Here is a 14,463-nt window from a genome sequence, read left to right as displayed (position 1 = left end):
ATCATGTGGCACAGGCACTCAGGCACAGGCGCTCGTCTATATTTACAATGGATTCTTGGCCGCAGACCTTGCAAAACACTGTCAGGTCTTTTGCTCTGGTTCCCGGGTTCAGCTTCAACACCTTGCCTCTGCCACACCGGGGACAAACCAGCCATATGTCCTCTTTTTTCGCTTTAGCGTTCCTTGCATTCACTTCGATCCCTTTCTTTCGTTCCTTAGCACAAACTTCCCTGTTTGATTTCAGTATGTAAATTCATCCACCTGGCTCATATAACGCTCTGTCCTATAGGCACGGGATACCGATGCGTCCCGAGTTAAGAGCAAGCGAAACTGCGTGTTTTTAACTGTTTTTTGATCTGCACATAACTTCTTCTCGCCTATGCACTTGAAACATTTCCTTTAAGATGATAAAATGGCTAAAAACTAATTTTTAGTGGACATAGATGTGATTAAAAATTTGGTATCTAAACGTTTCGATTATTAACATGGTAAGCAATCTTTAAACCCATGAGTCCCCGCTTCGGGTAAACCCCGATTTCAGGCCCTATCGGGCAGCCGCCATATTCGCCAATCTTATTCTGCTTATGCCTCGCGTATTTCCGTGTGGTAAGTTATCTTGTAACTACACTGTAATCCTAATTTTTGATATTGTCAACCCGTAATTATCATTTTTTGATATTTTATTGATTTTAAACAAATAATAGTCAATATTTTTAACACCATAATGGAGATGCTGCATATGGACACCGTTGACCGGATATTTTCTTTACTTGATGAGTCGGGCATGGAGCAAAAAGATTTTGCTCGGAAGATCAAACAAACCCCGCAGGTTGTAAGCACATGGCGCACTCGCAGAGCAATGTCATATACCAAGTATATTTCTCTGATTGCTGATGTGCTGAATACTACTACCGAATATTTGCTTACTGGAGAGGGGTCAAAGACGAAGGCTTCCTTGCCAGCAACTGAAAAAATTAGCAAAGCCGCCACTCCGGAGAGCAGCGGCCTTGCTGATGAATTCGCGCGAATTTTTGTGCAATTGACGCCGGAAAATCAGAACATGATTATTGCCGAAATGCTAAAGCGGCAGCGAGAGCAATGACGTGCCGCTGGTCGATCTCCGAAAGAACAGTGAATATCTCAAGGGCCAGTTCTAACGTAGCGTCCATAGGGAACTCTCCTTATCACGAGGCGCCCCGTATGTATTGGTACCATTTTCCATTATAGTACCCTGCAAACAATTAGGCCAGAGAAAAAATAAAATTTGCCAAGCTGGCAGTCAGTGAAAACCACGCGCAGACAAATATGAAAATCTGACGAACGGACTTGAAATAGAAACTTCAATCTTGGAATATTCCTGGCGAATAATCCGTGATAAAAAGCAGCCTGCTGGATCCAGCAGGTTGCTTTTCATATTCATTATATAGAATAAAAGGTCTATGTCGCTTGCCTCATCTGAAAATAATCGCTTGCTTTGTTCTCCATTCATTGTAATGGCGGTTTCCTCTGCTTTCATAAAACTTTTTCATGAAAGTAACAATTCCTTTTTCAGCATCGACCAAAAGAATTTTATAACTCACCATGTTCCCTCCTTCCGGGCATGGCTTCTATTTTCTCTAATAAATCTCAGAATTTTCTCAAGTCGCCGAACTATAATATAACTTATTTTAATATAGTTATTTGCAAATCAAAAACTTGCCAATGGCGAAAAGGTTTTAAAGTGAATATTCTCAATTAAAGCTGGCAATTCTGCCTGATTGCAAGTATTTTAAGGAGACAGCTTTTCAAAATACACATTTCATGCTACAATATTTTCGATTTGAATGGTTCATTATAATGAATGATAATGGATCACGTTTGATTGGAGAAAATTTAATGGACGAAAAAACCAGATGTCCCTGGGCAGGAGATATTCCTATTTATATTGATTATCATGACCATGAGTGGGGACGGCCGGTCCACGATGATAACAAACTGTTTGAAATGCTTGTTTTAGAGGGAATGCAGGCGGGGCTCTCGTGGATCACCGTGCTTAAGAAACGGGACGCTTACCGGAAAGCGTTTGATGGATTTGACCCACAAAAGGTGGCTCTTTACGGCGAAGAAAAAATCGAGGAGTTAATGCAAAACGAGGGAATTATCCGAAACCGTTTAAAAATTAATTCGGCGATCACCAATGCCAAGAAATTTCTGGAGGTTGTGGAAAAGCACGGAAGCTTTGATGCGTTCATATGGCGTTATGTAGATAACACCCCGATAATAGGACACTGGAAACGCATTGAGGATGCACCTGCAACCACACCGCTCTCGGATCAAATCAGTAAAGATCTAAAGAAAATGGGGTTTAAGTTTGTTGGTTCAACCATTCTATATGCGTTTATGCAAGCTACCGGTATGGTGAATGACCATCTTTCCGACTGCTTTGTTTATCAGGAGATGGAACGTGAAACGCCAAAGATAAAATAGAAGTCAGGACATCCGATTGGAAACGAATCAGGGCTGGGCAGTTAACAACTGCCCAGCCCTGAACGTTCATGTTTTACTTCTTTTCGTTGACTGCAACCCAGATTTCACACGTGTAATTGGGGTCGTCCACTTCCGCGGAGGGGTACACTTCCAGCTCCACGCCGTTGCCGTATTCGTAGTTACTCTGGGGAAAGAACTCGGTGACGATGCGCTGATAGGTGGTCGTGAATACCTCGGGCATCTGGCCCTTGCACGGAAAAACTGCGTATGTGTGGGCGGGGATAACGACGATTTCAAGCCCCTCATTGCCTAAGGGAGCACCATTGTACTCCGCGCCAATGCCATAGGGAAAAGCGGAGTCCGTCATGTCCCCAGAGAAGCAGACGCCCAGCACGCCGTTCAGCTTGTCAAAGCGGCCATACTTGCAAATGTCTTCGATGGTTCCGTCCTTTGTGCATTCGGCCCAAAATGCATGGATGTCCGTTGCAGCGATGTCCCCCTGGTGCTTTGTGACCTGCTTTTTCTTGCAAATGATTTGGAATGCGTCTTTTCTCTCAATTCTGTAGTCCATGGTACTGCCTCCCGATAAAATCAGTTTTACGGACAGTCTGAAAAAAGATTTGATTGTACCTCCCCGGCGCGCCTCCGTTGGAGAAATCCCGTGAAACCGCTGGAATGCACGGGAGAAGCTCTCGGGGGTATCGTAGCCGTACTTGAGCGCGATGTCGATGATTTTATCACCGGAGTTCAGCAAGTCTTCGGCTGCCAGCGTCAGGCGGCGCATGCGGATATAGTCGCCAAGTGAAAATCCACAGAGCATACTGAACACCCGCTGAAAATGAAAGGCGGACGAATAGGCCTGCTTCGCCACCATCTCATAGTCGATTTTCTCGGTCAAATGCGCTTCCGTGTAATCCAGGGAACGCTGTATCCCCGTAATCCAATCCATCTTCAAACCTCCTTCCGTATGTGATGATTCTATCTGTCCGGTGACCGGCGTTCTTGACTTTCCGTGCGGCGTGATGACAAGGTGCTCATCTGTCACAGCCGGAGTTTTGACGGCATGTCCGTTTTGCTTGGCTTCGGCTATTTTTTCTCTGCCGTGGTCTGTCATGATGCCTTGTTGCTCCAGCTTTTCGGTCAGCGCCTTATTTTTCTCCGACCACTTGCTGTTCTCTCGTCGCTGGGAGAAATATTTTTTATACGTCTTATCATCCAGACTCTGCATCTGGCCGTCAATCCAGCCGAAGCAGAGAGCCTCCTCAAGAACGTCGTTTGCCGTAATTGTTTTGGGGCCGCCTACCTTGCCAAAGAGCAGCCACACGCCACCGCTGGTAATGCAATTTTCAGCCAGCCATGCCCGGAACTCCGCCCGGTTAGAGAATCTCAATAGCGTCCATCAGCAGCTCTCCAGTGCAATTTGCATTATTTTTCGCTAAGAAGAACAGCACGGAGCCTTTTGTGTAGATTTCTACGCCGCGAAATCCCTCAGCTTCAAACATCACGCGCAGCTCCCTCTCGCTGTATACCTTGACATCGCCCGACTTGGAAAACGGAAACACTACTGTATTGGCAATCCACCGTATCACAGGAGCGAAAAATGGTTCAGCCATGTAAACCATTCCGTTTTTCTTCAAAACCCTCATACATTCACCTACAAAAGCACGTGGGCCTTCAAAATGATGGAATGCGCAGGACACCGTGATAACATCCATACTTTCGTTTTCAAAGGGAAGGGGGACGCAGGAGCTTACCACAAAGGTGCAGTCTGGATGGCGCGCTCTGGCGGCGGCAATCATGTTTTCAGACAAATCCACACCAAACGCATGGATGCTTGCCTTCTTGGAAAGCGCACCTAAGAGTGTGCCGTTGCCGCAGGCGACATCCAGAATCCGGTCTCCGTCACGGAGGATGACCTGCTTGATTAGCTCCGCTTTGTGGGGTTTGGTGTAATAGCCCTCGGGCGAGGTGTCGTACCCAGCCGCCATTTGGTCGTATGTCTTTTTCGAACGTTCGGTTTGTTTCCCCATGTTGTCTCCCTCCTGCAAATGGAGTTATTTGATATCAAAAAAGCGTATCTGCTTACAGCGTGCGCAGATAGATGTCTTTCTCGGTGTCATATACAAAGCCGCAGGAGCGAAGCACACCGCAGGAGGCTTTGTTCTCCGTCTCGGGCTGCACAACAATCCATTTTGCATCCATGTGCAGTTTGACTTTCTCAATCAGCGTCAGTACAATTTGCTTCCCAAAGCCTTTCCCCACACAGTCCATCTCTCCAATCATATAATCGATGCTGTAGGAGCCGCCCATCACCGTATAGCCCGCCCATGGTTCGTCACTGTCGGCACAAGCGTAATACTGGCAGAAACCGATTGGCCGGTTATCGTGTTCCACTATATAGTGGTGTATCCAATGAAATGCGGTATCCTGCTGCTCAATCTCTGCAATCCAATCAAGGGGATCTTGATACCATTTTGCAACATGGGGCGTGTACAGCCATTTCTTGAAAAGAGCAAGGTTTTCCGCTGCCATGGGTCGTGTGGTTATCATCTTTTGCACCTGCCTCTACAAAAAATATGTGGTCTCGAAATCGGATGCTCACTTTGTCCACTGCGTTATTCAGTATAGCATTTCTTCCCACAACATTTCTACCGCGTTGTGGCAATACTGCGATTTTTGGCCTAATACTATCCCCCAGCAATTACTTACGAATATGATGATTGCTCCGCCTACAGCGCTCCTCTCAATGGATATTTTGGTTTGCAGATCAAAGCCAAATAAGCAAACAAAAAAGGTGTCTATCAAATGATAGGCACCTTTTTATTTGGATTTTTGAAACATTCCAAGCATCGCAACGGCAATACCAACAATCCTATCAGATACCCGTTTCCACCTGAAGATGTAAGGGCATACGCTGCATAATAGGCAAGCTGGTCACTTGCTTGATGAGTAATAACATGATCCATATTAATTGCCCCTGTCGGAACGGTTAAGCCAGCGCACAGAACAAATGTACAAACCAATGCAATAATATGCTTCAATTGTGTTTTCATCTGTTGTACTCATTCTCGATAAATAGAATCCACCATCTGCTTTAACTCACCAACCGTCATGCCTCCCAAAATTAAGCAGACTAAAGCACCATTAGTCCATGTTGCAACATTTTCGGAATTGTTCGACAAAATATAATGTATGATTCCATTGCACTCGTATTTTGTTACGTTAGCAGCATCCTTTTCAAACGCTTCAATACCAATGCTGGCATCTTCCGCAGAGGCATATTGTCGAATGGCAACAGCAACAATGGCGGCGACAAGAGAGGTGCGCCAACGGCGGCGGTGTGCAGGTTTTGCTGCGGTGGATAATTGAACGGACGGTGTCTGCTCAAAGAGCCGAGCGTGCTTTTCTTGAAAAGCTGCTAAAGACGCATCAACATCAAAGTCCCGTTTCTCCAATTCAGCCAGACATGCGTCCATCTGTGCGGGATCATAATTGTTTTCATCCATTGCATCCCACATATCTGACAATACATCTGACAGTTCGTCTGCGGTCAACTCATTCAGATGCTTTGGGTTTTGAGCGGCATCCGCACCCGTTCTTTCGCGAGGAAAACTCATTCTCAGGTATCTTTGCACCTCCTCCACTTCAATATTGATTATGCAGTTCATTTATAGTATATAATTGATGCGATTATTAAAAAGATTAAGGTTTCCGGAGCCAGTGGCTCCGGAAACCTTTGTTTTAGATAACTCTATCATAAACGACGGACTCTGATGCTCATATTTTGCAAGCTGCGTTGCGAAATAGATGATACCAAAGCAGCTACCACGCTGGATATTTACACCCATAGCACCGACGATATACGTCACTCTGCCGCCGCCAACATCGGCCAGGGCATCGGTAAATGCACGTCAGGGTTTGCACCTTGACGCTCTGCTAAAAAGTGGTAAAATAAAACTGCAAGGATAAAAACACGTCCCGGTAGGTAGTCCGGGAGTACCCATCAGGGTATCAGTAACCTGCCTCCTTGGTTGTCCGTTCTTTGCCGAGTATCTGTAAGGAGGAATCCCTATGAGCAAGGCGAAGCTGACGGTTTTTTTCGAGGAACCCTTTTGGGTGGGGCTCTACGAGCGTGAGGATGACGGGCAGTACGAGGTTTCCAAGGTAACCTTCGGCGCGGAACCGAAGGATTACGCGGTCTATGCGTACTTCCTCGCAAACTTTCACACGCTCCGATTCAGTCCCTCCCTCGAGGCTGCCGCAGATGAGGAACGACGGATTAATCCAAAGCGGCGGCAGCGTGAGGCGCAAAAAGCCATCCAGGTTTCCGGCATCGGTACCAAGGCCCAGCAGGCGCTGAAGCTCCAGCAGGAGCAGGGCAAGCTGGAACGCAGGACCCGGTCAAGGGAGCAGCGCGAAGCCGAAGCGGAACGTCAGTTCCAGCTCAAGCAGCAAAAGCGCAAGGAAAAGCGCAGAGGGCATTGATGCCTTCTGCGCTTTTCTTTTATTCTAATCGTCCATCACCAAGTCCGAGGAGCCACTCCAATAAGTGATTGAGGCGGCCCAAAAGGGCCGCCCCAATCGCAGGTGTGTACACACTCAAATTGCTTTCAGAATGGAAAAAATGGTTATACCAAGGAAGTTAAATATGCAAGTAAATCCGTATCGCCGAAAAAAAAGACTCCGTTAACCGTTATCCACGATCGGCTGAATTCATAGCTATATACGGTATTTGTTCCATATTCTTGCAAAATTAACCTATAGGACCAACCGCCTTTTTTACAGGTATTTTAGGGAACCACGCATTATAACGGAGTCCATTGATTTTGTCCAATAAATCCTGTTGGTCAGACTTGTTTGAAATGGAAACTGTTTGTCCATTTGAGCCGTTTTGAATGGAAATTTCAATTATATCATCAGGGCTAATTGAAAAGACTTGTCCAGAAAAAGGAACATACGTTGTAAAGGTGCTGAAGCGTGTGGAAACGAATACAGCATATATTCCGCCCACAAGCAGAATCGTCGCCATTAAAACCAGAGCAATCGTACGCACACGCTTTTTCTTCATAATTAAAAATGAACCTCCCAGTAATTTCGCCAAGCACATCAGCAAAATCAATCTAGGATGATTTTGCCAGCCATCTGTGACTTTAAACCAAACTGCATACGGTCACCCCCTTGTAAAACGATCATAGTACAAAAATAAGAGATCGTCATGCTTTTCTGATGCGATTACAGCATCCTGTATCTCTGCCCCGCGGCTTTTGTTGCAGCCCTCACGCAAGGGATTATGCCATTATTGATGAAAGTACCGTGTGGGCGAAAAGCCCGCCTCATATACCGCGCGGCAATGTCACAGACTCTTTTATTTCACGTTCCGAAATGATACATTGAACAATCGGAAGAAATAAGACGACAGTAGTATTGACATCCAGGTAAGACAGTTGTAGTATATTGCCAAGGGTACTACAAGAGTCTTACAGAAGGAGATGCTTACTCGTGGAAGTAAAACTTGTCGATTCGGAATTGAAAGTAATGGATGTGCTTTGGAGGGAGGGTGATACAACCGCCCGACATATTGCCGAGGTGCTAACGGATGCTCTCGGCTGGAATGTGAATACAACGTATACGCTTATCAAGCGGTGCATCAAAAAAGGTGCGATTGAGCGTTCCGAGCCGAACTTTATGTGCCATCCGCTTATTCCAAAAGAGGATGTGCAGGAAACGGAAACAAATGAACTGATTGACAAAATATATGATGGCTCTGCTGACAAACTGTTTGCAGCACTTCTTGGCAGAAAGAAACTTTCTGCCGAGCCTATTGCAAATGAGCTTTGCCGGAGCCATTTTGATTTTAGCGATTATAGTCACTCGGGCGCTGGCAATTAACAAGCTGCCCAAAAAGACGTTCTTGGCTCTTTGGGGCGTTGCGCTGCTGCGATTACTAATTCCGTTTTCCTTGCCGTCGATGTTTAGCGCATATTCGGCCATTGAGCGCAGCACGCCCGCTATGCAAGCGGTACAGCGCACCCTCGCCGCAAAAATTTTCCCCACTGCTCCAAACCGGATGATGACAACGATACCAAGCGTATCTGATGCAGGAACAACCGGAATGACTGTTTCTGTTTGGGCGGTGGTTTGGGCGGCTGGAGCATTCGCCTGCTTCATGTTTTTTGCAATTTCGTATATCAGATGCCGCCGAGAGTTTCAAACTTCTCTGCCAGTCGAAAACTCGTTTTCGACTGGCTGGTTGGCCGCACACAAAACTGGCCGCCCTATCACCATTCGGCAATCCAGCGGAATTTCCGCGCCGCTCACCTATGGTGTGTTCCGCCCTGTGATTTTAATGCCAAAAGGCACAAATTGGAATGATACAAAATCGCTTCAATACGTTCTGGCCCACGAATACACGCATATCCGGCGCTTTGACGCCTTGACAAAGCTAATTCTAATTGCGGCGCTTTGCATCCACTGGTTTAATCCGTTGGTGTGGGCCATGTATATCCTCGCCAATCATGATCTTGAACTTTCCTGTGATGAGGCAGTTGTTCGGCTCTTTGGGGAGGAGAATAAAGCGACCTATGCGCGGACGCTCATCAGTATGGAGGAGACCAAAAGTGGCCTGACCCCGCTGTGCAACAGCTTTAGCAAAAACGCCATTGAGGAACGGGTGACGGCGATCATGAAAATCAAGAAAACATCGCTGATTGCGATCTGTGTAGCCGTGGCCTTAGTTGCCGGACTTACCGTTGCCTTTGCGACCTCTGCATCCAGCGGCGCCGGCCCATCGGATGGTCACACCTTCGGCGATTATGAACGTCAGGAACTGCACGCCTTTCAGTTTCAGGGCTACCGGGATATGACCGTAGCGGACTATCAGGAAAAGGCGTGGACTTTGATGGATACCGGCGATTACAGGCAGACGCTGGAGCACATTTCGCAAAACAATATGTTTTCCAAAATGGCGGATTCTGGAAATGAGGATGCTGCGTTTTTCTTTTATACTCTGGAGCCACTCACTGCCGAAAAATGGCAGACGAGGGATTTCGGCGGCTATTCCACGACGAATTACGGCGCATCGGACAACGCTGTGCTGGAATACAATTTTACGATGACGATACTGGATGCGAAGACGCTGACCGTCCGTGAATACGACAATGCGCGGCTTGGTATCGTGAATGATGCCCCGACGCTTTTGCAAGGACTGTCTTTGGAGGAACTTCAAACTGACCAGACGGCTACGCTTCAACCTAAAATCGACAGTATTGCTCAAAAGTACAGCTCCGACAGCCTGCAAATTTCCATGCAATTCACATTCATGCCGCTTGCTGGTTATGCACCCGATCAACCTGCAAATGACCTGACTGGAACCAGCTCTGACGAACAAGAGCCGCGGCAGAACGGATATGGCACCAAGGAGGACTATGCTTCCCTATTGGCGCTCAAAACCCCGGATTACCAGCAAATGACCGTGGCGGATTTCGACGCCGCTGTGTTGGACTGGGCCAATGAACATTATGACGGCTCGGAGCGGATGCGTGAGGATGCCGCTCGGAATGACTATCAAGTAACTTTGACGGACGAGGAACGCTCTTTTGTGGAGCTGACTACGATGCTTTCCAATGAAGAAAACTTCCGTATGATCCAAAGTCTGAACACTGGCCATCCAGAGGAGAACCCGGGTGTAGGCGGTACTCAGCTTTGGAAGGAAACAGGCGAGGGCGGCAATTCCGCATGGTGTAGCCTCTATTATCAGCTCCCTTATCAGATCATCGACAAGGAAAAGCTGACCGTAGGAGAGCGTGACCGCGCCATCAACGGCATGATAAACGCCATTCAAGCATTTTGGGATGAAATTCCGCTGGACGATATGCTGAAGCTGACGCAAAACGACGTTTTAGGAAAAATGCGTTCACTGGCCGATAAATACAGCAATAACCTTATTAGAATCAAAATTGATGAAACCCAAGTACACTTTGAATGTATGGACGAAAGAGGGATCAATTTCGATTAAGACCGAATTGCCACTGATCAAGGGCCTGGCCGATGTTATCATAATGGCTACCTCTCTTTAGAAAAGATCTATATTGCGACTCCTGCAATACCGTTTCGTAACCGCATCATAATTTCAAAGCCAGCATGTTATACCCCTTTTCTCGTTTTGTAAAGAATCCGCCGGAATACAGATATTACGAAATATCAGAGTCATAGGAAAAATATAATTCCTCAGCGGACTCCGGAATCTCATCGGGAAAAAGAGCCAGAGCGGAAGTACCCGGATATTGCAGGGATTGAAGAACCGAGGGATAATCCTCTGGGTCCTCTGGCGATGGGTCGGCGGCATTTATGGCAGTATGAAACAGTAGCATCAAGGATAGGCATAAACATATTATGACCACCACAATTGCCATACTTTTTACGGTTCTGTTCTTCACGGTATTCTCCATAGTTGTTAGTGTAGTTAGCAGGAACCATCGTCAATATCTGACGATGGTTCCTGACGCTCTTAGTTAGGTAAAATATAGAGTTATCAATAAAAGCGAGCAGTTGTCTGTTGGAAATATGCAAAGCGTTGCTCTAGAAAATTTGCTTCATTGAGAATGCCAAAGTAGATTGTTCGAATGAGATACATCCGTCCTCACGCTCCCTTGCGCCGAGGACGGATGCGATAGATTTTGCTACGCTGGGCTTTTCACAGATTACTAATTTGGTCATCTTTCCCTTCTGAATATTTTTTCAAAAGATATTGACTTTGACGCAACGTAATAGTTTATACTGAGCTTGCGAGGTGAAAGCAGATGGAATATGGAAGCAATAAGGTTTCAAAAATGTCGGGCGTCAGCGCCCGAACCCTGCGGTATTACGATGAAATTGGACTCCTCAAGCCGGCGAGGATTGCAGCATCGGGGTATCGTGTTTATGGGCAGGCGGAGCTGGACACGCTTCAGCAAATTCTGTTTTACAGAGAGCTGGGGTTTCCCCTTGAGGCCATTAAGAAGCTCCTGTCTGTTCCCGATTTTGACAGAGAGCAGGCATTCATGAGCCATCTTGCCGAGCTGAGTAAAAAACGAGAGCGGCTGGACACATTAATCGCAACTGTCACAAAATCCATTGCCGCCATGAAAGGTGAACAAATCATGTCAGATAAAGAAAAATTTGAGGGCTTCAAGCAAGCCATGATTGATGAAAACGAGCATCAATACGGCGCAGAAATCCGCGAAAAGTACGGTGATGCAGCGATTGACCGCGCAAACGCCAGAATCAAGGGCATGACCTATGAGCGCTATGCCGAGGGCGAACAACTTCGTCAGGAAGCGGAGGATACTTTGAAGGCTGCCCTTGAGTCCGGCGATCCTGCCGGAGAGTTAGCGCAGAGAGCCTGTAATCTTCACGGAAAATGGCTCACCGTTTTTCAGCCTGAATACAGCAAGGCATACCACAAGAGCTTGGGTGAGCTGTATGTTGCGGATGAACGGTTCAAGGCGTACTACGATAAAATCGCCCCCGGCTGTGCAGAGTTTCTGCGCGATGCCATCAATATTTATTGCGGTGATTAAATTGCAAGAGCGGGGCTGTCAAGGCTCCGCTCTCAATTTTGAAACCATACCCAGCCGCTCCCAGGGCGCAATATTCTTAGCGATGTACCGGGCGGCATAGGCTGCGCTCCGATCCACCTTGGTGGGCGGCAGATATTCTGCAATCATCAGAATGATGGAAGACAGGAGTCCCTCGGCGGCATCGTAGAAAAACTGGTTCTGCCCATAGTTCTCACCGCTGGCGGTTTATAATGGTCTTGGAGATGATTTTGGCATATTTCTCCGCCTTGGCCTTTGCCACATCATCGGCAAGGTAAGTATGTTCCCCCTGCCTCCACAACTCCGGCTGAATGGGGATTTGCTAATAGCGTTGTAAACAGCAAGTAAGCATTGACTTGCTACTAAATAGCTAAAATTTCTTTAGCTTGATAATGGTAATCGAGACAGATTAAGTGGAGTAACCAATATTGGTTGCTCCACCTTTTTCTAACCCATCCGCATTTCAAAGCCGCTTGGCCACTTCAAAGACACAGCGCATCGCTTTTTCCAAGCCAGTGAACGTTGTGGCAAGGATCGCAGCCATCCACATTCCTTTAAATGCCTGCCCCAAGGTGCAAATCCCGTGCTTATGCGCATGGCGAGGCGTACCGTTTTCATCTAAACCCACAAACACTGCGTTGTGATATTCCTTCGTGCCGTCTTTGGATTTTTCGCAGCTTTCATAGAGGAGCGTTTGCTTTGCAAAGAAGCTGACCAGCTCCCGGCCGATGTGGCGGGTTTTCACCAGATAGGCATACACCCACTGCACAAGATAGCTGCAGTAGGTGTAATCTCCCTGTCCGCGAAGCTTCTACGAATACAGGCCGCCAGGGCGGGAAACCCCCAGCCGGACAACCTCCGTGCCTGTTTCTCCGACAGGTAAATCGGAATAAAAGTCGTCTTTTTGATCCGACGTCCAGTCCTCCCACAGACCGGAATTGTCATCTTCCATGGGTACGCCGGTGCCGTACCGGGCGCGGTAACTTTCCAGAAAACAAAAAAGCCGGAGAATGAAAGTGCGTTTCCGCCCTCCGATTCTCCGGCTTCAATAATTGTTCTCTTATTCTATTAGTTCAGGATTATATATATAGCGCCGCTTTCTTTTCGGCTTTGCTGCCGTATCGGAAAGGGCGCTGACGGTATCCATTTATTCTTTTTCTGCCGTAAAAGGGCATAGGTGAGAGTTCAAATCCATGGGCTTATCCAAATCACCCCTATGATATCCTTAAAAACGCACTCTTTTTTGACGGGCATTTTGAGGGTAAAAAAGCCCGGAAATGGCGGATGTCCTGCGGTTTTCACCGCAGGACATCCATTTCTGACGTTAATTATGTGGACACCGTGGAAAAAAGATTTCTTATCTTTCTCCAAAGAGAGCGCCAAGTCCTCAAAATAAATCAGATTTTTCGCAGGCATTTGCCAAATTAATGATACCATAAATCCTTAAGCTTTTCATGTCCGTGTTCAAATAATTATGCAACTGCTTGCGTTCGGTGTACTCGCCATTGATCATTCCTGCTCTGCTCCCTGTTGAAAGGCGACGGGAGCTTCTTCGGTTGAATCATATCGGGCGGCGGCTTTAAATGGATGATTTGTTTCTGATCCAATGGTTTTGGCGAAGCGGAGCGCTCCAGAAACGGGTAAGCCTGCCAGCATGAAATGGACTGTTTACGCATATTTTTCATTCTTTTTCCGGTTGGAAGCATTACGAGGATTTCACTGTAGCCGCTGTCAATGCTTGGGTGCAAAGCATCCCCTTGGCGGGGAGGCTCGCACGCTGTCACAAACGGCCCACACGCCGTTTCAGCGATTGCAGTGGTGTCTACTGCTTCATCGGGATACAGGGGCGCAGCTGGGTTCCACGTTTTCGGAGCAATTTTCTACATGGAGGGTATCGGCAAAGGCATCCTCCTGAATGGCATTCATGAGCGACAGCTTGGAAAGGTTCCGTTCCGCCGCAAGGTCAATATAAAATGAACGCTGCTCATCGGTTTCGCAGCACTCCAGTATCACGGCGTTTTGTGTCCAGCCAAGGGACTGTGCCCTGCTCATAAGAGCCGGGCTGTTTTCATAAGTGCGGTAAAAGTCACGCATTTTGCGGAGATTGCGAAGAGAGAAGCCCTTCAGCGAGGGAAATCGGTCAGCGAGCATTTCAGCCAAATGCGGAATAAACGCTTTTTCACCCTGACAGCAGATACATTGGCCCATCCGTGTATAAAGCTCCAACAACGCCCGGTTGGAGGGCTGTTCATCTTTTTCATAACATTCAGCTACCGCAGAGGTAATCTGTTCCAGATACAGGGCACTGTTCCTTTTCAATGCTTTCATAGGCTTCTCCTTTCCGGCTCCGTGGGAGCCTGTTTTTTATGTACCCGGCAGAGCAAGCTCCGCCGGTGAAACGCTGAGAAATACTAATAGCTTT

At 47.1% G+C, this 14,463-nt stretch carries 19 protein-coding genes and 2 pseudogenes; 7 read left to right on the top strand and 14 right to left on the bottom strand.

Features of this window, described 5'->3' with window-relative positions:
• Position 1: 1 nt before the first annotated feature.
• The gene (locus RT018_RS08570) at positions 2-193 is read right to left on the bottom strand and encodes a cysteine-rich KTR domain-containing protein (protein ID WP_312941036.1); all 192 of its coding nucleotides are present in this window, start codon (positions 191-193) and stop codon (positions 2-4) included.
• A gap of 546 nt (positions 194-739) precedes the next feature.
• Here RT018_RS08570 and RT018_RS08565 point away from each other — a divergent pair.
• The gene (locus tag RT018_RS08565; protein ID WP_312941035.1) at positions 740-1,102 is read left to right on the top strand and encodes a helix-turn-helix transcriptional regulator; all 363 of its coding nucleotides are present in this window, start codon (positions 740-742) and stop codon (positions 1,100-1,102) included.
• A 177-nt stretch (positions 1,103-1,279) separates the two neighbouring features.
• Here RT018_RS08565 and RT018_RS08560 read toward each other — a convergent pair whose 3' ends face one another.
• Positions 1,280-1,516, bottom strand: coding sequence for a hypothetical protein (locus RT018_RS08560; protein WP_312941032.1), 237 nt, complete (start codon positions 1,514-1,516; stop codon positions 1,280-1,282).
• A 359-nt stretch (positions 1,517-1,875) separates the two neighbouring features.
• Here RT018_RS08560 and RT018_RS08555 point away from each other — a divergent pair, with 359 nt between their 5' ends.
• Complete coding sequence (locus RT018_RS08555) at positions 1,876-2,466, top strand: DNA-3-methyladenine glycosylase I (RefSeq protein WP_312941030.1); 591 nt, start codon at positions 1,876-1,878, stop codon at positions 2,464-2,466.
• 73 nt (positions 2,467-2,539) lie between these two features.
• On the opposite strand, the gene RT018_RS08550 is transcribed toward RT018_RS08555, so the two are convergent.
• The 5 genes from RT018_RS08550 to RT018_RS08530 all read right to left on the bottom strand — a co-directional run bounded on the left by RT018_RS08550 (position 2,540) and on the right by RT018_RS08530 (position 6,083).
• A complete protein-coding gene (locus RT018_RS08550) occupies positions 2,540-3,856 on the bottom strand; it encodes an effector binding domain-containing protein (RefSeq protein WP_397360003.1) in 1,317 nt (438 codons plus the stop codon).
• A complete protein-coding gene (locus tag RT018_RS08545; RefSeq protein WP_312941027.1) occupies positions 3,843-4,496 on the bottom strand; it encodes a methyltransferase domain-containing protein in 654 nt (217 codons plus the stop codon). The genes RT018_RS08550 and RT018_RS08545 overlap by 14 nt, the downstream gene beginning before the upstream one ends.
• A 52-nt stretch (positions 4,497-4,548) precedes the next feature.
• Complete coding sequence (locus tag RT018_RS08540; protein WP_312941025.1) at positions 4,549-5,016, bottom strand: GNAT family N-acetyltransferase; 468 nt, start codon at positions 5,014-5,016, stop codon at positions 4,549-4,551.
• 251 nt (positions 5,017-5,267) lie between these two features.
• Positions 5,268-5,519 carry a hypothetical protein gene (locus RT018_RS08535; protein ID WP_312941024.1) on the bottom strand — a complete coding sequence of 84 codons (252 nt, stop codon included), beginning with the start codon at positions 5,517-5,519 and terminating at the stop codon, positions 5,268-5,270.
• A gap of 9 nt (positions 5,520-5,528) precedes the next feature.
• Entirely contained in the window at positions 5,529-6,083 is a 555-nt protein-coding gene (locus tag RT018_RS08530) for a DUF4367 domain-containing protein (RefSeq protein ID WP_312941022.1), read from the bottom strand.
• Between the two features lie 156 nt (positions 6,084-6,239).
• Between RT018_RS08530 and RT018_RS08525 the strand changes: the two genes are divergently transcribed.
• A complete protein-coding gene (locus tag RT018_RS08525) occupies positions 6,240-6,395 on the top strand; it encodes a hypothetical protein (RefSeq protein WP_312941020.1) in 156 nt (51 codons plus the stop codon).
• Between the two features lie 142 nt (positions 6,396-6,537).
• On the top strand, positions 6,538-6,951 hold the full coding sequence (locus tag RT018_RS08520) for a YjdF family protein (RefSeq protein ID WP_312941018.1): 414 nt from the start codon (positions 6,538-6,540) through the stop codon (positions 6,949-6,951).
• A gap of 268 nt (positions 6,952-7,219) precedes the next feature.
• On the opposite strand, the gene RT018_RS08515 is transcribed toward RT018_RS08520, so the two are convergent.
• Complete coding sequence (locus RT018_RS08515; RefSeq protein ID WP_312941017.1) at positions 7,220-7,534, bottom strand: hypothetical protein; 315 nt, start codon at positions 7,532-7,534, stop codon at positions 7,220-7,222.
• Between the two features lie 431 nt (positions 7,535-7,965).
• On the opposite strand from RT018_RS08515, the gene RT018_RS08510 reads away from it, so the two are divergent.
• The gene (locus RT018_RS08510; RefSeq protein WP_312941015.1) at positions 7,966-8,355 is read left to right on the top strand and encodes a BlaI/MecI/CopY family transcriptional regulator; all 390 of its coding nucleotides are present in this window, start codon (positions 7,966-7,968) and stop codon (positions 8,353-8,355) included.
• Complete coding sequence (locus RT018_RS08505; RefSeq protein WP_312941014.1) at positions 8,294-10,480, top strand: M56 family metallopeptidase; 2,187 nt, start codon at positions 8,294-8,296, stop codon at positions 10,478-10,480. The genes RT018_RS08510 and RT018_RS08505 overlap by 62 nt, the downstream gene beginning before the upstream one ends.
• A gap of 175 nt (positions 10,481-10,655) precedes the next feature.
• On the opposite strand, the gene RT018_RS08500 is transcribed toward RT018_RS08505, so the two are convergent.
• Complete coding sequence (locus RT018_RS08500; RefSeq protein WP_312941013.1) at positions 10,656-10,901, bottom strand: hypothetical protein; 246 nt, start codon at positions 10,899-10,901, stop codon at positions 10,656-10,658.
• Positions 10,902-11,264: 363 nt separating this feature from the next.
• Between RT018_RS08500 and RT018_RS08495 the strand changes: the two genes are divergently transcribed.
• Positions 11,265-12,023: a MerR family transcriptional regulator gene (locus tag RT018_RS08495; RefSeq protein WP_312941010.1), complete on the top strand. Its 759-nt coding sequence runs from the start codon at positions 11,265-11,267 to the stop codon at positions 12,021-12,023.
• 18 nt (positions 12,024-12,041) lie between these two features.
• Here RT018_RS08495 and RT018_RS15810 read toward each other — a convergent pair whose 3' ends face one another.
• From RT018_RS15810 to RT018_RS08475, 5 genes and pseudogenes are all read right to left on the bottom strand, one after another.
• Entirely contained in the window at positions 12,042-12,140 is a 99-nt protein-coding gene (locus tag RT018_RS15810; RefSeq protein ID WP_397360021.1) for a hypothetical protein, read from the bottom strand.
• Positions 12,135-12,318: pseudogene (locus RT018_RS08490) on the bottom strand (type IV secretory system conjugative DNA transfer family protein); the annotation flags it as partial. The gene RT018_RS15810 and the pseudogene RT018_RS08490, both read right to left, overlap by 6 nt.
• 214 nt (positions 12,319-12,532) lie before the next feature.
• Positions 12,533-13,023 (bottom strand): annotated as a pseudogene (locus tag RT018_RS15805) (DUF3991 domain-containing protein); the annotation flags it as partial.
• A 203-nt stretch (positions 13,024-13,226) separates the two neighbouring features.
• Positions 13,227-13,478: a hypothetical protein gene (locus RT018_RS08480; protein WP_312941007.1), complete on the bottom strand. Its 252-nt coding sequence runs from the start codon at positions 13,476-13,478 to the stop codon at positions 13,227-13,229.
• A 393-nt stretch (positions 13,479-13,871) separates the two neighbouring features.
• Positions 13,872-14,369 (bottom strand): DUF1016 N-terminal domain-containing protein, encoded by a 498-nt coding sequence (locus RT018_RS08475; RefSeq protein ID WP_312941005.1) that lies wholly within the window; start codon positions 14,367-14,369, stop codon positions 13,872-13,874.
• Between the last annotated feature and the right edge of the window lie 94 nt (positions 14,370-14,463).

Origin of the sequence: Oscillibacter sp., from assembly GCF_032060045.1 — a bacterium.
Lineage (GTDB): Bacteria > Bacillota > Clostridia > Oscillospirales > Oscillospiraceae > Oscillibacter.
This window is presented reverse-complemented; position numbering and strand designations above follow the sequence as displayed.

Bases quoted from the DNA above. Each gene is read 5' to 3' on its own strand.
- RT018_RS08475 (WP_312941005.1), bottom strand. From the start codon at position 14,369: ATGAAAGCATTGAAAAGGAACAGTGCCCTGTATCTGGAACAGATTACC.
- RT018_RS08505 (WP_312941014.1), top strand. From the start codon at position 8,294: ATGAGCTTTGCCGGAGCCATTTTGATTTTAGCGATTATAGTCACTCGG.
- RT018_RS08560 (WP_312941032.1), bottom strand. From the start codon at position 1,516: ATGAAAGCAGAGGAAACCGCCATTACAATGAATGGAGAACAAAGCAAG.
- RT018_RS08540 (WP_312941025.1), bottom strand. From the start codon at position 5,016: ATGATAACCACACGACCCATGGCAGCGGAAAACCTTGCTCTTTTCAAG.
- RT018_RS08525 (WP_312941020.1), top strand. From the start codon at position 6,240: ATGCTCATATTTTGCAAGCTGCGTTGCGAAATAGATGATACCAAAGCA.
- RT018_RS08495 (WP_312941010.1), top strand. From the start codon at position 11,265: ATGGAATATGGAAGCAATAAGGTTTCAAAAATGTCGGGCGTCAGCGCC.
- RT018_RS08515 (WP_312941017.1), bottom strand. From the start codon at position 7,534: ATGAAGAAAAAGCGTGTGCGTACGATTGCTCTGGTTTTAATGGCGACG.
- RT018_RS08520 (WP_312941018.1), top strand. From the start codon at position 6,538: ATGAGCAAGGCGAAGCTGACGGTTTTTTTCGAGGAACCCTTTTGGGTG.
- RT018_RS08480 (WP_312941007.1), bottom strand. From the start codon at position 13,478: ATGGTATCATTAATTTGGCAAATGCCTGCGAAAAATCTGATTTATTTT.
- RT018_RS08565 (WP_312941035.1), top strand. From the start codon at position 740: ATGGACACCGTTGACCGGATATTTTCTTTACTTGATGAGTCGGGCATG.
- RT018_RS08535 (WP_312941024.1), bottom strand. From the start codon at position 5,519: ATGAAAACACAATTGAAGCATATTATTGCATTGGTTTGTACATTTGTT.
- RT018_RS08555 (WP_312941030.1), top strand. From the start codon at position 1,876: ATGGACGAAAAAACCAGATGTCCCTGGGCAGGAGATATTCCTATTTAT.
- RT018_RS08545 (WP_312941027.1), bottom strand. From the start codon at position 4,496: ATGGGGAAACAAACCGAACGTTCGAAAAAGACATACGACCAAATGGCG.
- RT018_RS08530 (WP_312941022.1), bottom strand. From the start codon at position 6,083: ATGAGTTTTCCTCGCGAAAGAACGGGTGCGGATGCCGCTCAAAACCCA.